Annotated in this window: 24 protein-coding genes; 9 read left to right on the top strand and 15 right to left on the bottom strand. The window is 45.7% G+C overall.

Annotated elements, in window-relative coordinates:
* Window positions 1–27: 27 nt before the first annotated feature.
* From KE627_RS06815 to KE627_RS06790, 6 genes are all read right to left on the bottom strand, one after another.
* On the bottom strand, window positions 28–1,278 hold the full coding sequence (locus tag KE627_RS06815) for an MFS transporter (RefSeq protein WP_056938920.1): 1,251 nt from the start codon (window positions 1,276–1,278) through the stop codon (window positions 28–30).
* Between the two features lie 2 nt (window positions 1,279–1,280).
* The gene (locus tag KE627_RS06810) at window positions 1,281–2,564 is read right to left on the bottom strand and encodes an MFS transporter (protein WP_249291322.1); all 1,284 of its coding nucleotides are present in this window, start codon (window positions 2,562–2,564) and stop codon (window positions 1,281–1,283) included.
* A 284-nt stretch (window positions 2,565–2,848) separates the two neighbouring features.
* Window positions 2,849–3,580 carry a class I SAM-dependent methyltransferase gene (locus tag KE627_RS06805; protein WP_013728969.1) on the bottom strand — a complete coding sequence of 244 codons (732 nt, stop codon included), beginning with the start codon at window positions 3,578–3,580 and terminating at the stop codon, window positions 2,849–2,851.
* A 14-nt stretch (window positions 3,581–3,594) separates the two neighbouring features.
* Complete coding sequence (locus tag KE627_RS06800) at window positions 3,595–4,380, bottom strand: carbon-nitrogen family hydrolase (RefSeq protein ID WP_013728970.1); 786 nt, start codon at window positions 4,378–4,380, stop codon at window positions 3,595–3,597.
* Window positions 4,381–4,460: 80 nt separating this feature from the next.
* The gene (locus KE627_RS06795) at window positions 4,461–4,772 is read right to left on the bottom strand and encodes a SemiSWEET family transporter (protein WP_014940727.1); all 312 of its coding nucleotides are present in this window, start codon (window positions 4,770–4,772) and stop codon (window positions 4,461–4,463) included.
* 54 nt (window positions 4,773–4,826) lie between these two features.
* Window positions 4,827–5,165, bottom strand: a complete 339-nt coding sequence (locus KE627_RS06790) for an iron chaperone (RefSeq protein WP_013728972.1) — start codon at window positions 5,163–5,165, stop codon at window positions 4,827–4,829.
* A 522-nt stretch (window positions 5,166–5,687) separates the two neighbouring features.
* On the opposite strand from KE627_RS06790, the gene trpD reads away from it, so the two are divergent.
* The 8 genes from trpD (at window position 5,688) to KE627_RS06750 (ending at window position 12,174) form a co-directional block, all read left to right on the top strand.
* Entirely contained in the window at window positions 5,688–6,713 is a 1,026-nt protein-coding gene (trpD, locus tag KE627_RS06785; RefSeq protein WP_013728973.1) for an anthranilate phosphoribosyltransferase, read from the top strand.
* Complete coding sequence (gene trpC / locus KE627_RS06780) at window positions 6,710–7,498, top strand: indole-3-glycerol phosphate synthase TrpC (RefSeq protein ID WP_056938919.1); 789 nt, start codon at window positions 6,710–6,712, stop codon at window positions 7,496–7,498. The genes trpD and trpC overlap by 4 nt, the downstream gene beginning before the upstream one ends.
* 18 nt (window positions 7,499–7,516) lie before the next feature.
* Window positions 7,517–8,104, top strand: coding sequence for a phosphoribosylanthranilate isomerase (locus tag KE627_RS06775; RefSeq protein ID WP_056938918.1), 588 nt, complete (start codon window positions 7,517–7,519; stop codon window positions 8,102–8,104).
* The gene (gene trpB / locus KE627_RS06770; RefSeq protein WP_056938917.1) at window positions 8,101–9,318 is read left to right on the top strand and encodes a tryptophan synthase subunit beta; all 1,218 of its coding nucleotides are present in this window, start codon (window positions 8,101–8,103) and stop codon (window positions 9,316–9,318) included. The genes KE627_RS06775 and trpB overlap by 4 nt, the downstream gene beginning before the upstream one ends.
* Window positions 9,311–10,108, top strand: a complete 798-nt coding sequence (trpA, locus tag KE627_RS06765) for a tryptophan synthase subunit alpha (protein ID WP_013728977.1) — start codon at window positions 9,311–9,313, stop codon at window positions 10,106–10,108. The genes trpB and trpA overlap by 8 nt, the downstream gene beginning before the upstream one ends.
* 115 nt (window positions 10,109–10,223) lie before the next feature.
* Window positions 10,224–10,412, top strand: coding sequence for a putative holin-like toxin (locus KE627_RS12475; protein WP_081464589.1), 189 nt, complete (start codon window positions 10,224–10,226; stop codon window positions 10,410–10,412).
* Window positions 10,413–10,726: 314 nt separating this feature from the next.
* Window positions 10,727–11,311: an NADPH-dependent FMN reductase gene (locus tag KE627_RS06755; protein ID WP_013728979.1), complete on the top strand. Its 585-nt coding sequence runs from the start codon at window positions 10,727–10,729 to the stop codon at window positions 11,309–11,311.
* A gap of 14 nt (window positions 11,312–11,325) precedes the next feature.
* A complete protein-coding gene (locus KE627_RS06750) occupies window positions 11,326–12,174 on the top strand; it encodes a hypothetical protein (RefSeq protein ID WP_056938916.1) in 849 nt (282 codons plus the stop codon).
* 68 nt (window positions 12,175–12,242) lie between these two features.
* Here KE627_RS06750 and KE627_RS06745 read toward each other — a convergent pair whose 3' ends face one another.
* The 7 genes from KE627_RS06745 to KE627_RS06715 form a co-directional block, all read right to left on the bottom strand.
* A complete protein-coding gene (locus tag KE627_RS06745; RefSeq protein WP_013728981.1) occupies window positions 12,243–12,689 on the bottom strand; it encodes a helix-turn-helix domain-containing protein in 447 nt (148 codons plus the stop codon).
* A 1-nt stretch (window position 12,690) separates the two neighbouring features.
* Entirely contained in the window at window positions 12,691–13,119 is a 429-nt protein-coding gene (locus KE627_RS06740) for a GNAT family N-acetyltransferase (RefSeq protein ID WP_013728982.1), read from the bottom strand.
* A 94-nt stretch (window positions 13,120–13,213) separates the two neighbouring features.
* Entirely contained in the window at window positions 13,214–14,821 is a 1,608-nt protein-coding gene (locus KE627_RS06735) for a putative polysaccharide biosynthesis protein (RefSeq protein WP_013728983.1), read from the bottom strand.
* Between the two features lie 310 nt (window positions 14,822–15,131).
* The gene (locus KE627_RS06730; RefSeq protein ID WP_013728984.1) at window positions 15,132–15,395 is read right to left on the bottom strand and encodes a hypothetical protein; all 264 of its coding nucleotides are present in this window, start codon (window positions 15,393–15,395) and stop codon (window positions 15,132–15,134) included.
* Window positions 15,396–15,609: 214 nt separating this feature from the next.
* Window positions 15,610–16,077, bottom strand: coding sequence for a hypothetical protein (locus KE627_RS06725; RefSeq protein ID WP_013728985.1), 468 nt, complete (start codon window positions 16,075–16,077; stop codon window positions 15,610–15,612).
* Window positions 16,078–16,275: 198 nt separating this feature from the next.
* Complete coding sequence (locus tag KE627_RS06720) at window positions 16,276–16,737, bottom strand: hypothetical protein (protein WP_013728986.1); 462 nt, start codon at window positions 16,735–16,737, stop codon at window positions 16,276–16,278.
* A 284-nt stretch (window positions 16,738–17,021) separates the two neighbouring features.
* Window positions 17,022–18,293 (bottom strand): MFS transporter, encoded by a 1,272-nt coding sequence (locus KE627_RS06715; RefSeq protein WP_056938915.1) that lies wholly within the window; start codon window positions 18,291–18,293, stop codon window positions 17,022–17,024.
* Window positions 18,294–18,391: 98 nt separating this feature from the next.
* Here KE627_RS06715 and KE627_RS06710 point away from each other — a divergent pair, with 98 nt between their 5' ends.
* Window positions 18,392–19,384, top strand: a complete 993-nt coding sequence (locus KE627_RS06710) for a helix-turn-helix domain-containing protein (protein WP_056938914.1) — start codon at window positions 18,392–18,394, stop codon at window positions 19,382–19,384.
* A 7-nt stretch (window positions 19,385–19,391) separates the two neighbouring features.
* Here the strand turns inward: KE627_RS06710 and KE627_RS06705 are convergent, their stop codons facing one another.
* Window positions 19,392–20,315, bottom strand: a complete 924-nt coding sequence (locus KE627_RS06705) for a glutathione S-transferase C-terminal domain-containing protein (RefSeq protein WP_013728989.1) — start codon at window positions 20,313–20,315, stop codon at window positions 19,392–19,394.
* A gap of 109 nt (window positions 20,316–20,424) precedes the next feature.
* Window positions 20,425–22,314: a S53 family peptidase gene (locus KE627_RS06700; RefSeq protein ID WP_056938913.1), complete on the bottom strand. Its 1,890-nt coding sequence runs from the start codon at window positions 22,312–22,314 to the stop codon at window positions 20,425–20,427.
* Window positions 22,315–22,666 lie beyond the last annotated feature (352 nt).

The raw sequence follows: 22,666 nt of genomic DNA, 5'->3' as shown, positions 1-22,666 counted from the left end.
ATTCTGTTTTGACATTAACTAACTCAATTATTTTTCAATTCCATACTTGCGCTGCAGACGAATCATAATTGCACCAGCAATGAAGCTGACAACGACGACTCCGGCAAAGCACCACATGGTAATTTTGATGACCCCTGGTAAAACGAGGGCTGGGGTAACGAAAGCAAATAGTGCACAAACAACCCGTGATGTTCCGTTGATAATTCCTTGAATTGAAGAACGAACCTCAACCGGGAATGACTCTTGCGTCCAAACTTTATACAAAGCTTCACCAGCCATTGGACTACCAATGTTGTAGAAACCGATCGCAACGATGATTGCGATTAAGCTACCGCCACCCATTGTCATTCCAACCATGGCAAGGAACATAATAACGGCACCAATTACAAACCCCGTATTACGGTATTTGCTTCCGGCAATGGATGAGAAGACAGCACTGACAACTAACGCAATCACGTTTAGAACGATTCCGGCACCGGTTGCCAAACTTTGTGAGGCATTGGCCTTGACCATCATGAAGGTCTGGAATTGACCCCAGGTATTTGCAAGCAGGTTCCAACCAATGTAGAAGATCAAAATTGCAATGAAGAAGTACAAGAACTTTTTGTTTTCGCCAAACAAAATCTTAGTAACTGATTTAGTCGCAACTTCTTTACTGTTCTTGCGATTTTCTTCGTAACGAGCTGTTCCTTCGTCATGGAGTTCTTTGAATTTGCTTGACATCGTCCGCCACAACCAAGTGATGATTGCGAAAATAACCAACAGTCCAAAGACGATTCGAGCCCCGGTGGCACCGGTCAAAACGGCGAAGGCACCAATATATGAAATAAAGATGCCGGCCTGCCAAAAGATTTGCGTTGATGACACCAATTTTGCTGAAGTTTTAGCATCAGGCGAATCTCTTGAAACTACTGTCAAAGAAATCGGTAAGTCGGTTCCTGAGGCAATCCCTGTAATGACGACCCCAATTAATAACGTGATGTAATTCGGGGCAAATACAGCGATTCCAGCACCGATTGCGTAGAACAAATTGATCCAGTTAAAGACTTTAATCAGACCAATTGATTCAGCAATCCGGCCGCCAAACAACGATCCAAAAGCGATGGCAAATGTCAACGCACCGGAAATGATCCCGACTTGACCATTTGTCAATCCCAATCCGGATTGCCACACCGAAATGGTAGCAGCCAACCCCACAATAATGCCTGAACCAAGCATCGAACCAATCCCGGCGGCATACGCCAGGGGACGGTAATATGAAATGTCTTTTGTTTCCATAGTTAATGAGTCTCCTTATTTGCTGCTAAATTTTGATTGTATTTTGGATCCAGTTTGCGAGAACTGTATACTGGATCGGGAATATCATGATGGGCAATAAAGCGCATAACGAGTTCTGCAGATAACCAGCAAATCCCTAGTGACCCAACCAATAGCCAAATTAATAATGTTGGTGAATAGGCCATGATTGCGGGTGTGACGAACGAAAAGACTGCTGTAACTGCGCGAACAATTGAATAGCTAATACCGGTTACGCTTGCCCGAACATGTACTGGATATAATGACTGACTCCAGATTTTGAATAAGGGTTCACCATGAAGCATGTTGGCACAGCAGTAAACAAAATATGAAATGGTGAAAATCCACCAAACACCACCGAACACTGCTGAGAGAACAAATGATAAGATACACAGAATTAGACCGACCCTAGTCATAATGTAACGGTACTTCGTGTCAGCAAACTTCATGTAGATGCCGTAGAGGACAAATGCCCCCAAGATGTTGGCAAAGAATGCACACAAAGTGGAAAATTGCTGGCTGCGACCATCGACGGTCACCAAAAAGTAGTTCAGAAATGATCCCCAGGTGTTAGCCGGAATATTCCAAAAAAGATAGAAACCAGTCAGCCCAATCATTGGCACAAAGTGCCTTGGCATAGCGATGAGTTTTCGGAAAGGAATTTTTTCTGCGGCAACTTCTTCCTCAGTAGAAGCCCGTCTTTCAACTGGGACAACCATTTGAGTCTCCAGATTATGAAACTTCGGTGAAAGGGCACGGATTCCCCAAGTTACTAACGCGACCACTGCCAGCCAGGCAAACAGGATTCTGGAACTCATATAGCCCATGTCAGCTGTCAAGAAGCCCAATCCTTGAGAAAGAACAATTCCGCCCAACCAATAAATTTCGGTTGAAGCAATCACCTTACCGTACTGATCAGGTTCTGTTCGTTCCGAAATAACTGCCAAGGAAGTCGGTAAGTCGGCCCCTGAGGCAACCCCGGCGATAAACAAACCAACCACAATCATTGGCAGATTTGGCGCCAAGGCGACTAATAATGTTCCAAGGGCAACGAATAAAATATCTAGATTGAAGACGGTGACCCGGCCAAACTTATCAGAGAGATAACCCCCAACCGCCGACCCCAAGGCAACAGACAATGTTACCAATGTACTAAGTGCGCCAACCCACCACGCGTTCAAGCCGAACTGGGTTTTCCACATTGCCAGCACAATTCCAGTCGTTACCAAAATGCTTGCGTCAAGATATGAGGCAATACTTGCGTTCATCGTCAACATCCATCCAGATCTTGATCGAGACTTCATAAAATACCTCCATTCTTATAATCAATAATATGTGGAACCGCTTTCGTAAACGTTTACAGGTATTAGGATATGCTCGGGATGACCATTCAACAACGTTTCAACTTATTGGCTTTTTATGACATGCAAATAAAGCCACTCTTCATCCGGATACATACATGTACGCTGGACCTGCATCCTTGAGACAAAAAAACGGAACCAGTCAACGGCAAATGTTTGTCGTTAATTAGTTCCGTTTTTTTAATTGATATTTATTTGAGTGTCGCCGCAATCAGCAGCATCATCGGCCGCCTTAATTCATCACGCATCTCTTGGCTCTCTGCCAACATTTTATGAGTGGGAGTCGGTTCAACGATTTGATCTAAATTAAAGCCTCGGTTCAGCAATGTGTTCAAGTAAGTGGTTAACGTGCGGTGATATTTCTCAACTGGATAGCCGAGAAAATCCGTGGTCCGTTTGGATTCGTCAAAGTAGCGATCCACCGGCCAATACCTTGGCCGGCCATCGTCTCCGAGGATCCATTCCTCGTGACCTTCTGCGGTGAAGATGGGATGTTCAACACTGATGATCAATTTACCGCCGGGAGTCAGCTTATCCTTAATCAAGTCAATCAATCCGGCATAATCCTTGATATAATGAATCGCCAGCGAACTAATCACCACGTCAAAACTGCCGGCAAGCTGATTAATCGCCATCATATCCAATACTTGATAATGAATTTGGGCTTGGTCGGTCATTGATTTGGCTTTTTGAATCATTTTGGTGGATGCATCGATTCCAACGACTTCACTGGCGCCATGATCAGCGGCGTATCGACAGTGCCAACCGTACCCACAGCCCAAGTCGAGCACGCGTTTGCCATGAAAATCCGGGAATAGTTTTCTCAGTTCATGCCACTCGCCGGCTGCATTCAGGCCATCCTTTGACCGGTTCATCTGGCTGTACGCTTGAAAAAATGCTGCATCATCATAAATATCTGACATCGTCAATCTCCTACTTATCGATAAAGTTCCGGCCGCCGATCCTCAAATACCGGCATAAATCCGCGGGCATCGTCAGTTTCTTTGGTGTCAATCGTGAATACTTTTAATTGAGGATGATCGTCTAAAGTCACAATTTCATCCCCCATTGGATTATAAATGCCTGAATGGCCGCCAAATGGATTGTCCGGATCACTGCCGACCCGATTAACAGCAACCACAAAGCTTTGGTTTTCAATTGCCCGAGCTGCCAGTAATCGGCGCCACTGCGGGATTCGTGAAGTCGGCCACTCGGCAGGCACGAACAGAATGCGACTATCGTCAAGACTCAAAGTCCGCAGCCATTCCGGGAACCGAATGTCGTAGCAGATCACACTGGCCGCATCGATCCCTTTGATTTGAAAATGATTTTCTTCAACCCCGGATGCCAAATACTCATCCTCATGCATCAAACCAAAAAGATGAACTTTGTCGTAAGTTGTCAGCAGTTTGCCGTCAAGTCCAAAGATATAAGTTGTATTGTAGAACGCACCATTCTTTTCAGTTGAGACCGAACCGCCATGAATGGTCATTTGATACTTCTTGGCCAATTTCCCCAATAAAGCCTGTGTCCGCTGGCCGTTCTTATCGGCCACCTGACCTAGACGGGTCAAATCGTACCCGGTATTCCACATTTCTGGAAAAACAACAATATCTGCGCTTTGTTCGGCAGCTTTTTGAACATTTGGTTCGATTTGGGCGAAATTTTCGTCTGGATCACCGAATGTAATATCAAGCTGTGCCAATGCAATTTTGATCTTCATGTGACCGTCTCCCTGCATTTTTGAAAATTATACAACAAAAAAGCACATTCACCAATCACTGGCAATGCGCTTTGACGACGTTACATAATTGCGGTGATTGCGGCGATCAATCCAAATATGACACCGGGCACATCTGCCACAATTAAAATCCAATCCCGCTTTGGCTTGACCCAACCGTAGGCAACCCACAATGCCGCGTTAATCGAGGCACAGAAAGGCTGAATAAATGACGTCGGTTGGCCGTTCAAATTTTGCAGGATCTCTCCTATGTATGAGATATACATAATCATATTGGCGATGGTTGCGATATCGCCAATGACTTTCTCCTCACTGAATACATGGTTACTCTCGTGTAGTTGATGACCACCAGGGTGACTCAACTGGTTTTGCACACTAATCCCTCCAATTTCTCTTGGTTCAGTGATACCATACTCACCAAGAGAATGCTAGACGTTGTCGAGATTAAATTGAACAATTTGCGTAATCAGATCTTCTGGCAAGGGCTGGTCGACCGGCAGTTGGATGGCGCCGATACTTGTCTTGTAGCCTTCCAACTGATCTTTAAAGACATTGATGGCCTTTGGGCCGGGATAAATTCCGATGTGATTCTTAAAATTTGCGAAGTGAATAATGTTTTTGTGGTAATGAAACGTCGGCATCCCATATGAAATTTTTTCATCGTAGCCTGCTGGCATTTGTTTTTGGATAATTTCATACAGTTGCAAAAGCTTCTCTTGCCTTGCTGTTGGCTGGTTTTCAATATATTCCCGTACTAATTTTTCCATTGACCTGACCCCCTTGAGAAAAATTGTTTTGATCTTTTTGATTAAAATCTGTTGACATTTACATTATAAGGCTCTAATATACAAAGCAACAATTAATTCGTCCATAAAACCGATGAAGTGGAGATCAAGATCATTGTGCACGCAAAGAGAGTTGCCGCAGCTGAGAGTGCAATCGAACGCAGATGATTAAATGGACCACTGAGGGTTCTTCCGAAAGTTCGCGAGTACGGAGAAACGTGTTGGTATACGTCAGTTGCCGGAGGGATGTTAGTCCCTTGCTAAGAGTGATTAATTGGGGAACTTAACAGATGTTTTTTATCTACCCTGATTAATTGAACTAAGGTGGCACCGCGGAATAATCCGTCCTTAACAATCAACTTTTGTTATGGACGGATTATTTTTTTATCTAAATTGACGGAGGTCACACTTATGAAAATGGAAATTAAACGATGGCAAATCATAGAGTGAATTTCAACTACTTATTTCGAAACTACTATATGAAAATATTCGGAGGAATTTATCATGATAAAACAAGCCATTGAAAAAGTTGTTAACCACGAAGATCTTACATTTGACGAAAGCCAATCCGTTCTCGATGAAATTATGAACGGTGAAACATCCGAAATTGAAACTGCCAGCCTCTTAACTGCATTAACGGCTAAGAATCCGACCATCGACGAAATTGCCGGGGCTGCATCATCCATGCGAAATCACGCTTTGAAGTTCCCCGAAGCCGGTAACGTCTTGGAAATCGTTGGGACTGGCGGCGACAAAGCCAACACCTTCAACATTTCCACCACCAGCGCAATTGTCGTTGCCGCTGCCGGAACCAAAGTCGCCAAACATGGTAACCGGGCCGCATCATCCAAGAGCGGGGCTGCCGACGTCTTCGAAGCACTGGGCTTAGACATCAACGAAGATCCGGCCACCAGTTTCCAAAGCTTGCAGGACAACAACCTCTGCTTCTTATTTGCCCAGGAATACCACAAATCAATGAAGTACGTTGCGCCCGTCCGTAAACAATTAGGGATTCGCACGATCTTCAACATCCTCGGACCGCTGGCCAACCCAGCTCACCCAACCAGCCAACTGTTAGGCGTCTACGATGAAGACCTGCTTGAACCACTGGCCAATGTTTTAAAGAAATTAGGCGTCAAAAACGCCATGGTGATTCACGGCCGGGATGGTCTCGATGAGATGACCGTCGCTGATGAAACGGCCGTCGTTGAATTACGGGACGGCAAATTAACCAAGTACGTTTTGACACCTGAACAATTTGGCTTCACACGAGCAGCCCGAAAGGACTTGGTCGGTGGTACTCCTGAAGAAAATGGCCAAATCACCAAGGATATCTTAGCTGGTAAAAAAGGGCCGAAGCGAGACATTGTTTTACTCAACGCCGGATCGGCACTGCACCTTGCCCACCCGGAATTGACGATTCAAGAAGGCATTAACCTCGCTGCCAAGACCATCGACGAAGGTAAAGCCCAAGCAGAGCTTGACCGACTGATCGCCTTCTCTGACAAACGCAAAGACGTGGTTGCATGATTTTAGATGATTTAGTAACCGCAACCCACAAACGTTTAAAAAAGCACGAAGCTCAAAAACCACTCCAAGAATTAAAAAATGAAGCTGCTCAAATGCCTGCCAGTTTGAAGCCTGATTTTCTGGACGTTTTGAATGAATCTGGGCTGCATGTGATCGCCGAGGTGAAGAAAGCCTCCCCATCTAAAGGAACGATCGTCACTGATTTCCCGTATCTCCAAATCGCCAAAAGTTATGACGCGGCGGGGGCTGATGCCATTTCCGTTCTAACCGAACCGGATTACTTCAATGGTCGCCTCAACTACCTGAAGGAAATTAGCCAGGCAGTTTCCGCGCCAACGCTCCGAAAGGATTTCACGATTGATCCTTACATGATTTACGAAGCGAAAGCCAACGGTGCCTCGATCATCCTTCTGATTGTTGCCATCGTCGATGACCAGCAATTAAGAGCCTACCGAGAATTGGCAGAGCGCCTGGGCATGCAGGCCATCGTTGAAGCCTACACGGCCGATGAAGTGACCCGGGCATTGAAATCCGGTGCCAAAATCATCGGCATCAATAACCGGAATCTCAAGGATTTCCAAGTTGACTTTAAAAACAGTTTGAAATTACGGGCAATGGTTCCAGAAGGCATCCCTGTGATCGCCGAAAGCGGCATCAAGACCCAAGCAGATGTTGAAGCCCTGGCCGATGCCGGCTTCAACGGCATCCTGATGGGTGAAACCCTCATGCGGGCCAACAACAAGCAACAACTGATTAAAGAATTCAAAGCAGCTACCGTCAAATAACCTTCAGGAGGTGTGTCCATGGTTAAAGTCAAAATTTGCGGTTTGATGGAACCGGCAGATATTCAGGCCGTCAATGAAGCGCAGGCTGATTTCGCGGGATTTGTCTTTGCGAAAAGCCGCCACGTCGTTTCCTTAACAACTGCGCTGGCACTGCAGGCCCATTTAAATCCAAACATCCAAAAAATTGGCGTCTTCGTTAATGAATCAATCGCTGACATCTTGGCCATTTACCAAGCTGGCGCCATCGACATTGCCCAGCTCCATGGCAAAAGCACCCCTGAAGAGATTGCCGAACTGCAGCGCGCCGGACTCAAAGTCATTCAAGTCTTCGAACGCCAAGCCATCGATCCAAAGTCGACCGCCGACTATTTGATGGTCGATAGCGGCAAAGGATCCGGCCAAGTTTTGAATTGGCAGGCAGTCCCCCACGTTGATCGAACAATGATCCTGGCTGGCGGATTGACGCCTGACAACATCAATCAAGCGGTTCAAATCGTTCAGCCAGATATTGTCGACGTCTCATCGGGTGTCGAATCCGACGGCAAAAAAGATCCCAATAAAATAATGAATTTCATCAAAAATGCGAAAGAGGAATATGTCCTATGAAAAATTTAACTGAAGCTCAAACAACCAAACGACCAGGAATTTTCGCCGATACATACGGCGGCCAATACATCCCTGAAACCTTAATGACTGAATTGGAAAAAGTCGATAAAGCCTTTCACACTTTGAAAGACGATCCCGACTTCCAAGCCGAATTACACGATTTATTAATCAACTATGCCAACCGGCCATCACTGCTCTATTACGCCAAGAACATGACCGAAGACCTCGGCGGCGCCAAAATCTATCTCAAGCGTGAGGACCTCAACCATACCGGTGCCCATAAGATCAACAACGTTATCGGCCAAGCGTTACTCGCCAAACATTTGGGCAAGAAGCGCCTGATCGCTGAAACCGGTGCCGGCCAACATGGGGTTGCCACCGCAACCATCGCTGCTTTGTTCGGGATGGACTGTGAAATTTTCATGGGTAAAGAAGATACCGACCGCCAAAAATTAAACGTCTACCGAATGGAATTGCTTGGTGCAAAGGTTCACCCGGTCACCACCGGCTCGATGGTCCTCAAGGATGCCATCAACGCCACACTCCAGGAATGGGCTAGTCGTTCCGAAGACACCTTTTACGTCATGGGATCGGCTGTTGGCCCCTACCCATTTCCAGAAATGGTTAAATATTTCCAAAGCGTCATCAGTAAGGAATCCAAGCAGCAACTGAAAGCCAAGGAAAACACCTTGCCTGACATGGTTGTCGCCTGTGTCGGCGGCGGCAGTAACGCTATCGGCAGTTTCGCCGATTACATCGATGACCCAAGAGTCAAATTAGTCGGCGTTGAGGCTGCCGGTAAAGGCGTTAACAGTGATCAGACCGCAGCCACCATTGAACGGGGTACCGTCGGCATCTTCCACGGCATGAAGTCATTATTCCTGCAAAACGAAGACGGCCAGATCAACCCAGTCTACTCAATCTCTGCCGGTTTGGATTATCCTGGTGTCGGTCCGGAACACGCTGCCCTGGCTAAAGAAGGCCGAGCGCAATATGTCGGCATCACCGATGATGAAGCTGTCCAGGCGTTTGAATACATCGCCCGACAAGAAGGCATCGTTGCCGCAATTGAAAGCTGTCACGCAGTTGCTTACGTCGAAAAGATTGCCCCAACCATGTCTAAAGATCAGATTATCGTCTGCACCCTGTCAGGACGCGGCGACAAAGACGTTGCCAGCATCGCCAAATACAAAGGAGTCGATATTGATGAGTAATTTATCCGCAATTTTCAAAAATCATAAAGCCTTTATTCCGTTTGTCGTGGCTGACGATCCGGATTTTGATACCACAGTTGCCAATATCGTCGCCTTAGCAGAAGGCGGCGCTGACATCGTTGAAGTCGGGATTCCCTTCTCCGACCCAATCGCTGACGGCGGCGTGATTCAAGCGGCCGACCTGCGTGCTTTTGACGCCGGTGTCCGCACCAAGACGGTCTTTGAAATCGTTGAGGCAGCCCGTAAACAAACCGATGTGCCGATTGTTTTTCTCACTTATTTAAACATCGTCTTCAAGTATGGTTACGATGCATTCTGTAAAAAGTGTCAGGCCCTCGGCGTTTCTGGCTTGGTCATTCCCGACATGCCCTATGAAAGCCGTGATGACATCGTTCCAACCGCTGATAAATATGGCATCGACATCATCCCGCTGATTGCGCCGACATCTGGCCACCGAGTTGAAAAGATTGCTAAGGCAGCGTCCGGATTCATCTACGTGGTTTCCTCACTGGGCATCACCGGTGAACGAAATGAATTCTTCAATGGTTTGAAGGATCTGGTTGCCGAAATCAAATCGTATACTGACGTTCCTACGGCAATCGGCTTTGGCGTCCACACGCCGGAGCAGGCCAAGACGATGGCCGAGATCGCGGACGGCGTGATTATCGGTAGTGCGATTGTTGACATTGTTGCGAAGCAGAAACAAAATGCCCCTGATGCGGTAAAAAAATTTACTCAATCGATTCGTTCGGCTGTTGATCAAGCTAAAACTAAAGAAGCCAGTGTCTAAAAAAGTCCCCGGTGCGGATAAGCACTCGGGGACTTTTTTTGGATTTATGAACCAGTTTACGTAGTTATTACCAAATAAATCCAGTATAGTTAGAATCTGTGGAGAAGTTAAGGCGGTGGCGCTTCTAAATGGAGATGATGCCTATGGTGTAAACCATCAAATAGGAATTTCAGAAACTCTAGTAAAAGGAGAGCCCTTGGTGTCCGTTTCGGACGCTCTACAATTAATGGTGTCCTTTGGTATCTTTACCATTGGACTAATCACCTTAGTTGTAGAGTTAATCAAAAATTGGCAAAAAAAATAACCGCCCATAACTTTAGCCAGTTTGCGGTTATTTAATAACTAAAAATGCGCTGCCGTCTTAAACGGTTCCACAATGGGAAGTCCTGTTGAATCGGGGCTTCCTTTTTGTGATTTCATTATAACATGGATATGAGACTATCGACAAAACAAATCTCCTAGGTCGAGGTAACCTTTTACGGATTTCTAGTGGGACATTAAAGCAATATTTTGCCCCTCTTATATAAATTATTTCTATAATTTACGTTTCCGGAGAGGATCTGCAAGTCAACCTCCACATGCTATACTAAAATAAATGAACTAGTGGAGGATGATATATTGATAAAAATCGCTGTAATCTTAGGATCTATCCGCAGTAAACTTGGTGAATCCATTTTCAAATATTTACAGGCCAGCTTTCCTGACTCTGATCAAGTGACCTACGATTGGATCCGGCTAGAAGACTTCCCGCTGGAACCCTATCACCATGATGAAACGCCATTATCCAATCCGATTACCGGCTTAAAAGACAACGAGCAAAAGTGGCTCAACCGATTGAAAGCCGATGATGGCTTCGTGATCATGACGCCCGAATATGATCACGCAATTCCTGGCGTTTTAAAAAACGCATTGGACTATGTCGGCCCGGAAGTGGATCACAAACCGGTCCAAATTATTTCGTATTCCTACTATAGTGACGGCGGCATGCTGGCAGCGGAATCCTTCGTGGAAATTTTGCAAATGCTCAAAATGATGGTCCTGCCGACGCCGGTTCTGTTGTGGAATGCCAATGATAATTTCACCCAGGCAGGCGACCTGATCAAAGATGCCGATAACAGTGACCATTTTGAAGCGCGACTGAAAGAAGCTTTTCACGAGATTGCCTTTTACACCCAATTACTGCACGAGCACCCATTTAAATAAATCAGAGGTCAGTCATGCGAGCCATTTTACCCAACAAAACTGAATTCATCCCCCACGCCCCTCAAAATGAGCACGAAATCTTCATGGCGATGCGCACCTATCCCGACAACGTCAAAGTCTACCATCCCCATGGCAGTATTGACGCCACTTCGGTCTTTTGGCATAACAAGCTACACCCAAATGCCTTGAACTTCGCTGTGTATGTCGATCCCAAGGCCACCGAACAAGATGTCTTGTTTCAACGTGTCTATGAGGATATTAAAAAATTAGCCTGGAAGTTCGATGACGACCGCATGATCACACGCGACTATGCTCCTCAGCATCCTTTCAATCAGTGGTTAACGACGAAGCACTTCCGGTTGGTACAAACCGCGTTGACCGCAACAGTGGATTTAGGCGGCCTATCACTAAACGCGCCGACTGCGTCAGGGGCGCTCAAGACGTTCGCTGAAGTATCATCGCAGGATTCACTCTACCAATCCGTGCTGGAACGTAGCATGCGCGAATACGCCGGCAAACCAACTTTTAATCCAGCGATAACGATGCCATTACCAGATTGGTCAGCACTCATCTCACATCGACAAATTTCGACAGCCCCATTCGCGTTAATTCAAGACGATCAGCTGGCCGCCTTCAGTTTCCTATATGACCTTGGTGAACACTCGGTTGAACTTGGCCAAATGAATGCGACTAATGCTCAGGCGCTAAATGAGTTATTGAACCGACAGCTTCAGTGGCTTCAAGACAACTACCAGACCCTGGCTGGTGAATTTGGAATGGCCAACCGGCTGGAGATGAAAATTTTTCAAAGTTTGCCGTTTAAAGATGTTAACAAGTACGAAACTTATATGCGTTTAACGTAAAACAGACTAACCCTTGTAGTGAACCCCAATCCCGTCGGATCTGAATTCACCACAAAGGTTAGTCTGTTTTATAATGCTTTAACAATGTATGAGCGGCCAAACACGGTCATTGCCTTCTGCAGGAGATTTAAACTGACTTTTAAGCTGCCATTTTCAATTTTGGCAAGCTGGCTTTGTTCAATGCCAATCTTTTTGGCCAGCTCAACTTGAGTCATCCCTGCTTGACGGCGTTGGTATTTAATCGTGTAGGCGGCGTCAGCTTCAGCAGGAAGCTGAAGAACTTCATTCAAAGGCTTATTAGCTTGAGCTGCTAAAATTAAGTCGGCAAGTTCTGAATTCGTCAAGCTTCGGCCAATTGCCTGACTGATAAATGATAGTTCTCGGATGCCAATCGTGCCATTGACCAGTTCAGAAAGCCTCGAAGCAGCCTGCTGATAGTCAGCGGAGTCAGCCCGATCATTTTCAATAACAGTGTTCAAATGATCCAACGTATTAATCAGTTCTGTCTTAATCATGTCAGATACCTCTCCACGGACAGTACTTTTCAACGACTAATTTTCTGGCTTGAGTATTGAAAACTATATTTTGTGAAGACAAAAAGTTGCCACCTAAGTGCTTATAAAAGGCCTCTGTCCCATCGGATTTGCTAATTAATTCTACATAGCCTTCAAATCCATCTTGCAAGAAAGAATCCTGCATTACAAGTGACAATAGCGCAGCTCCCAAACCCAAGCCACGATTTTCTTTTTGAATTTCAATCAGAATAACTCGATTAAATAAGCTCTGATAGTCACGAACAAATCCAATTAGCCCGACTAAATTTGAATTAAGAAATGCACCAACTAAAATTTCATTAGGTACTAACTGATGCCAATTAAAGATAAATCCATTCGTATCCAGTGACAAAATTTTTTCAGTCACAACATCAAAAGTAACATCTTTCATTTTCAATTATAACAGAATATTCCAAATTTGAATATTACCAATCTTATTCTGCCTTCTCCTCACCCTTTAGATACGAAGAAAAGTAAACCACTCTCTATTGAAAATGCTTATACCTAAAATACTTATAACCAAGCTTATGATCAAACATCGTCTCCGATAGGCCCGTCCGATTCGCCATAAAAATATAAATCGCAAGAGCCACCAGACCAAAGACGACGCAGTAAAGGAATGCCGGAATCAAACGGCTTGGCATGATCAATTGATGAGTTCCCCAAGTCAGTGCCATCACAATCACAAAGAACAGCAGGTTAACCAGGACACTGACCTTCAATCGTCCAAATGGGACATGGAACTCATACATAATTTCGCCATAACTTAACAGACAAATGAAGCCAAAACCGATGGCGGTGGAAATGATCGCTCCAAATCCTTGAAGCAAAATGACCAATGGAATTTGGAACAGCAATTTGGCAACCAGTCCGACAACCAGATAATACATGGCCTTCTTACTGTAGTGCAGCGCTTGAAGTAGGGTTAGGCCATTAATGGCCAGTCCCAACATTAAACTTTGGAGAATATTGGCTGCCAGATATTTCCCGCCAAGCAGGCTGAATGAGAAGAAGATCCCATTAGTTTCATACGACAGCCCACACAGAATGGTCACGATCGGCAGCAGGACAAACATCAGCATGTTCACATTTTGAAAGATCAAATCTCCGACGTCACCTTTCTTGGAGGCCTGACTGTTTGCCAGCAGCGGCAGGGTCGTCTCGGCCACAGCCAATGCCAGTGAAACGACCACCGTGGTAATTTTGGTTGGATTGGCAGAAAACAGCGTGTAGATGTACTGGGTATATTCGGCCGAAAAATGCTGGACGCCCTGCATAACCTGTTTGAAGAATAACTGATCAATCAACTGACTGAGGGTAATCCCGGAGCCAACAATGACAAAGGGAATCGATTCATAGGCAATCATCGTGAAAATCTTCTTGATACTAGTCAAGTCAAACGGCGCGCTCTTCTTGGCCATTTCAGCGTAATGCGCCGATTGTTTACGATAATACAGCCCCAGGTAAAGGTAACTGGCCAAAGCGCCAACAAAGGCCGCCATGACGCTTAAATACACCGCCTCGATATAACTGCGGTGAAAAACGTCAATCACCAGATACGTTGACACCAGAATAAAGACAATCCGCACGAACTGTTCCCAGAGCTGAGACACGCCGTACGGTTTGAGGTCTTGGTTACCCTGGAACCAGCCACGGACACTGCTCATTGACGGCAAAATCACAATTGCCGGCACCAGCACGCGAATCGAAGTCACAGCACTTTGAGTGGAAACCACCGGACTATTCTTGGCGATTAGCGGCGCAATCACCCAAAGGACTGCCCCACAAACAACTCCGGAGAGAAGCATGACAAAAGAGCCAACTTTGGCAAGTTGACGTGAATTCAAAAATTTATTTTGACCGTTATAAATCGCAACCCGCCGGGCAATTGCGGAGGGAAATCCGGCTGTTCCCAGTGCGATAAAGAGGCCGTATGGATTATAAGAGGCGTTAAATAAAGCCATGGCAACGTTCTTGTGCTCGGGTGACCCAATCATATACAACCACGGAATCAGGTAGAGGATCCCCAGAACCCGGGAAAAGATACTGCCAAATGAAAGCCAGAAGGATCCTGACATAATTTTTTTGTTCATGGCGACATGCACACTTTCTATATTTCAATCATAACCAATATTATAATATCTTTCGCAAAAGTTTGCTATCAAATCAGAAACTTGGTTTGCGTTTTTTGAGAACTTGTTGGTCTTAATAAAAACAGTGTCCAAAACAAAAACAGGAAAATTTTGTTTTGGACACTGTTGGTTTTAATTTGTTTGGTTGCGAAATGTGCTACTCAGCCCAGACCCTAACGTATAAGGCAAAAAGCCGAATCAACCAGCATAGCCCGCTGGTCAATCCGCCTTTTCGCCTTATACACCGGGGCTAACTGGGCTGATCCGCACTCTAGTCTTCCGATACCTGCGCGTTCTTTTGGATATCCGGTGACAGATCGTACATTTTTGCTGCTTCTGTTAACATTGCATGATATGAATAGGCGCCATCCTTATATGGTTCGATGACAACCTCGTCAGCAATCTTTGAAAATGGCTTCTTGCCGTCTTTTACCTGTGCTGAATCCAGATCTGCGACAATTTTCTTCTCCACGTCGGAATAACTGCCCACAATCTGCTTAGTCTCTAAACTGCCTTGTATCGAAATTTTACTCATTAGCAATTCCTCACAATCATCAGTTATATTTAGTGTCATCATACCGCCAAAAGAGAAGCGATATCTCTAGGTACATCATACCAATTTATTGACCCTTATTTCACCAAAAATCGTAAAGAAAGTCAAATTTAATTTTTTAATGTCAAATGAGGTTACCCCAGCAAAAAAGCGCCCAACACAAGTTAATCACTTGTGTCAAACGCCTAAATACAATTTATTGATGATAGAAGTAGCTGGTCTGGGCCTTATGCGTATCACTTGATTTATAATACATCTTCAAAGCCGTCTTGCCGTTATGCTTCACGTGCTTCAAGTACACAGGCTGATTCTGTGACAACAAGGTCAACTTCCAGTAACCGTGACTGTTCGCTTTATTGGCAACCTTGAACAAGTAAGACTTGCTCTTAGTTTGTCGATATTTTTTGATGTTAACGTAATAGGTTCTGGCATCGGCTTTTTCAGATGCCTTCGATGAGCCCTGACGGAATGAATATTTGGTCAGCCGGTACTTAACCGGAACGTTGCCAAACAGGTCATCGTGATACTTACCAAACCAAGTTCCCTGCAGCGTCGTCGGAACGGCGTGGGTCGTGGTCTTGGCGGCAGCCGGCTGCGCTTCGATGGCAATGATGCCAACTCCAAGCGTAACGGCGAGGAATGATAAAGTTTTGCTAAATTTCATCGAACTGTCCTTTCATTTGCAAAAAAGCAATTGGAAGTAGTCTAACAGATAATTCAATTTCATGCAAAATTCCAAACTAGGATACGACCTATTTTGATTATCCTACTAAATTGGCAGTTACCACGGAATACAAAAAGTCAGCTGAAATTGATCATCATCAATTCCAACTGACCCACTTTTCCATTTGGTCCAACATCTTCAACTCCTTAACCGATATTCAAACCATAATCGATCTTCGTATGGTTTGAGGACTTTTTCCAGCTGGTTGCGGACGATATTCACCCGAAGATCCGCGGCCAAAATCAGCCCACAAATCACCAGAATCGAAATTTCAATGGCCACTAAGCCCCAATTCTGCTTGGCGTAAATTACCAGGGCTTGCTGAAGGGCTAGAATCGCCAACATCGTCCCGGTCTTATTGGCCAAAAAATACCAACGATTAATCACTCGGACCTTCTTTTCGGTCAAAGCCCGCGCTTCGGCTGATAAATTAGGCGCGTTTGCCAATGCCAATTTGAGCCCTTTGGCGTCCTTCTTCAGCAGCTCAGAAATATATGTCGAGGTCTTCCCAACATTTTGCTTCGCAAAGAAATCCCCAAACCATAAACTAATCAGAAAAAAACACAAGAAAAAATCTGCTAACTTCAACGTGTCCGTCATCGTAATCCCTCCGTTCTGGCAGCGACTGCGGTTAACCCCCTTGACAAGTTCAACGATGGATAGGTAACTTATCGTTCAATCACTAATTTACTTATCCTGGTACGAGCAGTATATAACGATTAGCTGGGCTTTGGTAATAATCTGCTTGTGAGATTCGGGTCGTGTGTGAGGTAGCCAGATACAAATAAATAGACGATACTCTTTGCTGGTTTCACAAAGAATATCGTCTATTGGCTTGGCAGGAAGCGAAAATATTGGCAATCGCTACCTGCAACACCTCATCCTCAAGCTTCCACAAAGTCCCGACCCATCTTCCGATCACAGACCATCGCGGCAACGGCCAATCCAAATGAGCAGATGCCAAAAATCAGCCAGCTGGCAAACACACCTTGACTCCCCAAGTTGGCGACGGTTAGGAAAAAACCACTGCCAATTGGTGCGCCAATCAGGAGCACCATGTTAATGAACCCCATTGATGCGCCCAGCCGGTCATCGGGAATCAGTTTGATGAACATGGCCGAGACCCGGGGATTGATTTTACCTAAGAGGTAGCCGGTAATCACCGAGACCACCGCAATCAAGATGATGGATATTCCCGTTAGGAATGTTGCTGCCAACAACACCAGCATCCAACTGATGTAGGCTGCCAATCTGACAACGGTTGTGTTTGCCAAAAAGTCATGCTGAATGACGGCGCCAAGAATCATTCCCAAGGACATGCTGATGCTGACCAAGGCAACACTGTTGCCATAGTTGCCCAGCCATAGCGCCTGGTTGTGCAGCAACGACACATTAATCAACCCGGTCATCCCACTGGCGATCGTGTTCATCACAAATGCGAAAGCTAAAATAACCACAACCACCTTTTTGGACATCATGAAATGACCAGTCACGATCAAACTTTTCAGCAAGGATTGTTTGGGCGTGGCTGATTTTGGCTGATTAACGCTGAGCTTCGGATCAATTCCCTTAAAAATTGACCGCCGAGTCCAAATCACGATTGCCGCGATTAGGAAAGTCGCCGCATTGATGGCACCAAACAGCCCGTAGTTATGGTTCAGCCAGACAATCGCAACGGCCCCGACGCCTTGAAAAACCATCTGCAAAGTCGTTTCTGTCGCCATTTCAAATCCCATTGCATCGTTCATTTCTTCGTTGGGGATTAAAAACCGGAAGTACGGTAATTCAAGACTGCCGGAAAATGTTCCCAGACAATCGCTGATCACGTTAATCGCCAACAGGCCCCCAAAGACCAGCGTCGATCCCGGAAGGCCAATCATCAGGGCTAACCCAATAAACAAGGTAAACTGGCTGACTCGGGCAAGGACCATCCACTCGTACTTATGATGGGTATTATCGGCATAATAGCCAAGGACCACGTTAATCATCTCTGGTATGTAGGTTATGAATGAGGCAATACTGACGGCGGCCGTTTTGAATGACAAGCTGACAGCATAAATGATAAACACAATATTGAACAGGCTATTGCCAATCCCGTTGAAAATGGCAGCGTTCATCAATGCCCGGTAGCCTTTACTTCTAAAATATGAGTGCATGTGATCCCTTCTCTCTCAATGCTTGCTTATACATTATCTGAGAATTACACTTAGAGTATTAAAATTCCACTATATGAGAATTAATTTGGGGTGATCAGATGCAAGAACCGGGATGTTTATATCGTCAGTTACGAAAAGAACGCCATTTAACACTTCAGCAGGTAGCTGACAGTGAAAACAGCGTTTCATTTATTAGTAAATTTGAAAAGGGTGGCTCACAGATTAGCTTCAATCGAATGATTCATCTGCTGGGCAAAATTAATTTTTCAGTCGAGGAGTTCCTCTATCTTCAAGGACGCGACACCATCCAGCCAATCAAGTCGACGTTCATGTCGCACCATCCAATTTATCTGACAGCGCCGTTCATGACGCCGATGGTCACGTTACTCAACAGTCTGACGGGCGATTCAGAGACTTCAGCGACGTTGCCCCGGTCGATCGAACAATACGACGCTAAAATCCACCAGCTTGAGGATGCCGGTAACCTGAATTGGCAACACTACTTGGCGATTCTCTACCAAATTCAGCAAGTCTTAATTCAAAACGACGCCTCACCAGCAGGGGATCCGAAGACCGCCTTTGCCAAGCTGCGCCAACTGAGCCGGCCCATCGTGACTTACCTCTATAACATTGACAATTGGAGTACGTTTGAGATTTTGCTCTTTAGTATCAGCCACTTTGCCATGCCGCTTCAAACCGTCCATCGGTTGAGTAAAATCGCCATCAAGCGAACCACCAGTACAGAAACCTTCCCGATGATGCCGCAAATGAGATTCGAACTGCTCTTTGGCCTATTTTCAACCTACATTAATTTCCGCCAAATGGCTTGGGCAAAGGAAGCCCTGGACTCAATTGCCAAATTACTTGAGGAGGATGCCGATAGCAACTTTGCGATCATGCTGCGGTTTTACCGGGGCTGGTACGATTACATCGACTCAAACGGCAGTGTCGGTGAGGAAATGATGACCGATGTCGCTGCCATGTTCAAGCTATTAAATCTGCGCCAACCAGCCGACCTGATTAGCAAAATCATTCCACAGATTAAACGCAATCAGCGTGATCCGGAGAAGTCGATGATCTTTCTGTTTTGAATCAAAATCAATCTTCCCATTTACTCAAATCCGGTCCACCAGGAATGACCCGATCAAACGAAGTCACCGGATCATCGCTCACTTGAAAGAAGTGCTGCTTAATAGCGGTGAAATCAGTATTTTGCTTAAATGCCGGAATCTGGTAGCATTCCTTCGCGTAACGCCAAAGATTAGGGAAATCAACCAACCGTTTTTTATTCAGCTTGCTCTTGAAATAAAACACCACATCAAAGCGAATCAAACTGACCACCAGCCAAAAGTCCGGCAGGGTAATGTGATCGCCCATTAAGAAGCGCTTGTCAGCGAGTCGCCGGTCCAATTGCGCCAATCGATCAAAATACTGATTGAACAACATGTCGTATTCGGCTTGCGAGTCAACGTCGTTAATCTTGCCCGGAATTGACGTGATGTCGGTAATAATGCGCGTGTTCATGGCGTCAATTTCAGCCTTTAAATCGTCTGGATAAACGTCTGGCACATTTTGATCGAAATATCCCCTCCAAGATCCGCCCAATTCAAACATAATATCTCGTGAAGAATCATTGACCACGCCACCGGTAGTTAAATCAATCAATGCCGGAACCGTTGGCCGTGCCGAGAAGTTCGGGACGGCCTTTTTGTAATTCTGCGACAACCGCGTGGTATGGAGCATCGGATCTTCATCGTCAGCGTTCTTGCCAAAGAACCAGTCGTCATCAATGCCAGGATGACGCAAGGGATAGGTCGCAAATTTGGAAATCACCTTGTTCAAACCGGTGTAATCGATCATCATCGCTGCCGGGGTGGCCCAGGGACAGAATTTCGCCCAGACATAGTGATAACGGTTAGGTTCAACCGGCAGTTCACCAGTGGAAAATTTCTTAGTAAAACCCGCGTCATTCTTTTGTGTCGGCAATGCACAAGCATCCCCGCGTTTCACATTTTGACTCATCAACATCGCTCCAATCTCTCATATTTGCCTCTACTGTACACGGATCGACCTTAAATGTCAGTAAGTAAAAACGGAATTACTCGCAATGAGCAATTCCGTTTTTGATTAATTATTGATAACTATCATAAAGTTTCTCAAAGTTCACAGTACCAAGCCCAGTCGCCTGGTTATACAATTTGCCAGGTTGGCCGACATAGTACAGGTTCGAGTTGTTCGAATCACTATCCAGCACCGTAAATGGTGTCTTCTCCGGATCTTGTGCCAGTGCGTAAATTTGTGGATTCCAGAAGCCCATTCGAGTTCCCTTACCACTGTTAATAACCGCAGTCACACCGTTAAATTGGGGTGCAACAGCACTGGTACCACCCACCGTCTTCCAACCAGTTGCCTTGGTGTAGATCTGGTAACCAGTGAAGACGTCGGCATCAGCTGAGACATCAGGATAGTTCCGGCCATATTGGGTGCCGCTGACCAGAACCGGGTTGGGACTCGGCTGCATCAAATTCGAAAGGTATTGACGCGCGTTAAAGGTATTAACCCCGGAAACACCCTGCTGGTAGGCTGGGGTATCATACAGCTTACTGATGCCACCGCCGCCAGCGCTATATAACATTTGCAGTGCACTCAAGTTGGTTTGGAATAACTTTCGGTGCTTAGCGTATGCCTTGTACATATAATCGGCACCCCAGGCCCGTTCCTTATCGACGGAAATCTTCACACCACCGCCAAGATTCTTAGTAAACGGCAGCGTGGTACCGCCAGTCGAAGTAACCCATGGATTGTCTGATGGAAAATCAGCGTAAGTGCTGTAATTAGGAATGTTGATTGGGCCAAACGTGCCGCCAACGCCCATCCCGTAAGCTCCGGTATCACCAGAAGCAACGAAGGTTGAAATGCCTTGGAGAGCCCCCTGAGCCATCAACAAGCTCATTGCCTGACCATATACCGGTGTCAGCAGTTTCTTCTGATTCAAGTAGTGGGTCACGTATTCATTTAAGCCCCAACTCATTGAAAGTGAGCTGGCCTTATTCTCATCGAATGCCGTTGCGTAGGCATTGGTCAACCCGACGTCACTCCAGTTGGCTTGGTAGACGCGGACGTTGGCTTGTGGTGCAATCGCACCCGATTGTTCAACATCCAAGGTGGTTTCAAGCTGACCAGTAGGACCAGTTGAGCTGTAGACGGGTGAAGCAATCTTCTTGACGCTCAAGCGATTTGGTTTCACGTCAAGCCCCTCACCCTTCCAGAAGGTTTCAGCGTCACTCTTCTTAAAGCCGGCAAAAGTAATGATCCCAACAGTTTGACCTTGGCCTTGATAGCCCTTGTCATACAGTGGTTTTAGATTGTAGTGATTGACAAATTTGCTTGGAGAATCCTTCGGGTTCATCTTACCCTTGGGTGTCTTGCTCTTGGCTTTGCTGGAAACCAGGCCGCTGCCGCCCTGATTGAAGGTGGTAACCCCCAAGACCGTCAGCACCTTGTCGGCCAAGTTGGCAGGCATCACTGGCTTTTTGGACGAGAATTGAACCGGATTGGAGTGGTAGGTCGCCGTCTTCAGGTTAGTTGAGAACGCCTTGTTGACATCCTTGGCCTTGCCAGTGACCTTGATGATCAGTCCATTTGAAAAGGTGCTTGATTTGAGATGATATTTGCTCAAAAACGGCTTAAATTGACCGGTCACACTTGCTGGCTGACCAAATTGGTCACGGAAGTGCTGCGGCGTATAGAAATTCTTGAAGTCAGGATTACCCGGTGTGTTGACGGCGTATATCTGATTGGTAATCTGATCTTCATTCTGGGGCTTCAAAACAATGTCCAACTGGACTTGCTTGTTAGGGGACATGGTCTTCTTGGCCATGAGTTTCTTAAGGATCTTCTGAATCCCATAAGGATCTTTCCCAGCCGCTTTCTTCTGTGAAGCTGCTTGAGTCATTGGTGCTGCGGACACAAATAATGCTAAACTGGCCAAACCGACCAGCCAATGATTGATTGTCTTCATTCTTCCCAACCTCTTTCTAACTTTCAATATGATAGTGGTCGAAGTACACCGGTTCTGAATAATCCCCCAATCATCAGGACTGCATAATATATGTAAAAAGGCGCAATCTGCGAGGCGCCGAAAAACATCTCCAACTATTGCGAGAGTACACGTTTCAAGTAAATATGTCAAGAATGTTACAGAATCATTTGGATTGGGTATTTATACACAAAGAAGCATCCTGAAAGTTTAGAGACTTTCGGGATGCTTCTATAGAACTATAGAAAGTTGGAAAATTAACTGCTATGGTAGCTTTCAATCTAGCTTTGATTACCAATGTTATATTGATAAAACGTGCAACGACGGCCGGCTG

Origin of the sequence: Lentilactobacillus buchneri (assembly GCF_018314255.1) — a bacterium.
In the GTDB taxonomy this organism is placed as follows: domain Bacteria; phylum Bacillota; class Bacilli; order Lactobacillales; family Lactobacillaceae; genus Lentilactobacillus; species Lentilactobacillus buchneri.
This window is presented reverse-complemented; position numbering and strand designations above follow the sequence as displayed.

Coding starts and splice junctions, on each gene's coding strand:
- KE627_RS06790 (WP_013728972.1), bottom strand. CDS start 5,165: ATGGAAAAATTAGTACGGGAATATATTGAAAACCAGCCAACAGCAAGG.
- KE627_RS06730 (WP_013728984.1), bottom strand. CDS start 15,395: ATGAGTAAAATTTCGATACAAGGCAGTTTAGAGACTAAGCAGATTGTG.
- KE627_RS06740 (WP_013728982.1), bottom strand. CDS start 13,119: ATGAAAGATGTTACTTTTGATGTTGTGACTGAAAAAATTTTGTCACTG.
- KE627_RS06720 (WP_013728986.1), bottom strand. CDS start 16,737: ATGACGGACACGTTGAAGTTAGCAGATTTTTTCTTGTGTTTTTTTCTG.
- KE627_RS06805 (WP_013728969.1), bottom strand. CDS start 3,580: ATGTCAGATATTTATGATGATGCAGCATTTTTTCAAGCGTACAGCCAG.
- KE627_RS06745 (WP_013728981.1), bottom strand. CDS start 12,689: ATGATTAAGACAGAACTGATTAATACGTTGGATCATTTGAACACTGTT.
- KE627_RS06710 (WP_056938914.1), top strand. CDS start 18,392: ATGCAAGAACCGGGATGTTTATATCGTCAGTTACGAAAAGAACGCCAT.
- KE627_RS06750 (WP_056938916.1), top strand. CDS start 11,326: ATGCGAGCCATTTTACCCAACAAAACTGAATTCATCCCCCACGCCCCT.
- KE627_RS06735 (WP_013728983.1), bottom strand. CDS start 14,821: ATGAACAAAAAAATTATGTCAGGATCCTTCTGGCTTTCATTTGGCAGT.
- trpA (WP_013728977.1), top strand. CDS start 9,311: ATGAGTAATTTATCCGCAATTTTCAAAAATCATAAAGCCTTTATTCCG.
- KE627_RS06705 (WP_013728989.1), bottom strand. CDS start 20,315: ATGAGTCAAAATGTGAAACGCGGGGATGCTTGTGCATTGCCGACACAA.
- KE627_RS06725 (WP_013728985.1), bottom strand. CDS start 16,077: ATGAAATTTAGCAAAACTTTATCATTCCTCGCCGTTACGCTTGGAGTT.
- KE627_RS06800 (WP_013728970.1), bottom strand. CDS start 4,380: ATGAAGATCAAAATTGCATTGGCACAGCTTGATATTACATTCGGTGAT.
- trpC (WP_056938919.1), top strand. CDS start 6,710: ATGATTTTAGATGATTTAGTAACCGCAACCCACAAACGTTTAAAAAAG.
- KE627_RS06700 (WP_056938913.1), bottom strand. CDS start 22,314: ATGAAGACAATCAATCATTGGCTGGTCGGTTTGGCCAGTTTAGCATTA.
- KE627_RS06810 (WP_249291322.1), bottom strand. CDS start 2,564: ATGAACGCAAGTATTGCCTCATATCTTGACGCAAGCATTTTGGTAACG.
- trpB (WP_056938917.1), top strand. CDS start 8,101: ATGAAAAATTTAACTGAAGCTCAAACAACCAAACGACCAGGAATTTTC.
- KE627_RS06775 (WP_056938918.1), top strand. CDS start 7,517: ATGGTTAAAGTCAAAATTTGCGGTTTGATGGAACCGGCAGATATTCAG.
- KE627_RS06715 (WP_056938915.1), bottom strand. CDS start 18,293: ATGCACTCATATTTTAGAAGTAAAGGCTACCGGGCATTGATGAACGCT.
- trpD (WP_013728973.1), top strand. CDS start 5,688: ATGATAAAACAAGCCATTGAAAAAGTTGTTAACCACGAAGATCTTACA.
- KE627_RS06815 (WP_056938920.1), bottom strand. CDS start 1,278: ATGGAAACAAAAGACATTTCATATTACCGTCCCCTGGCGTATGCCGCC.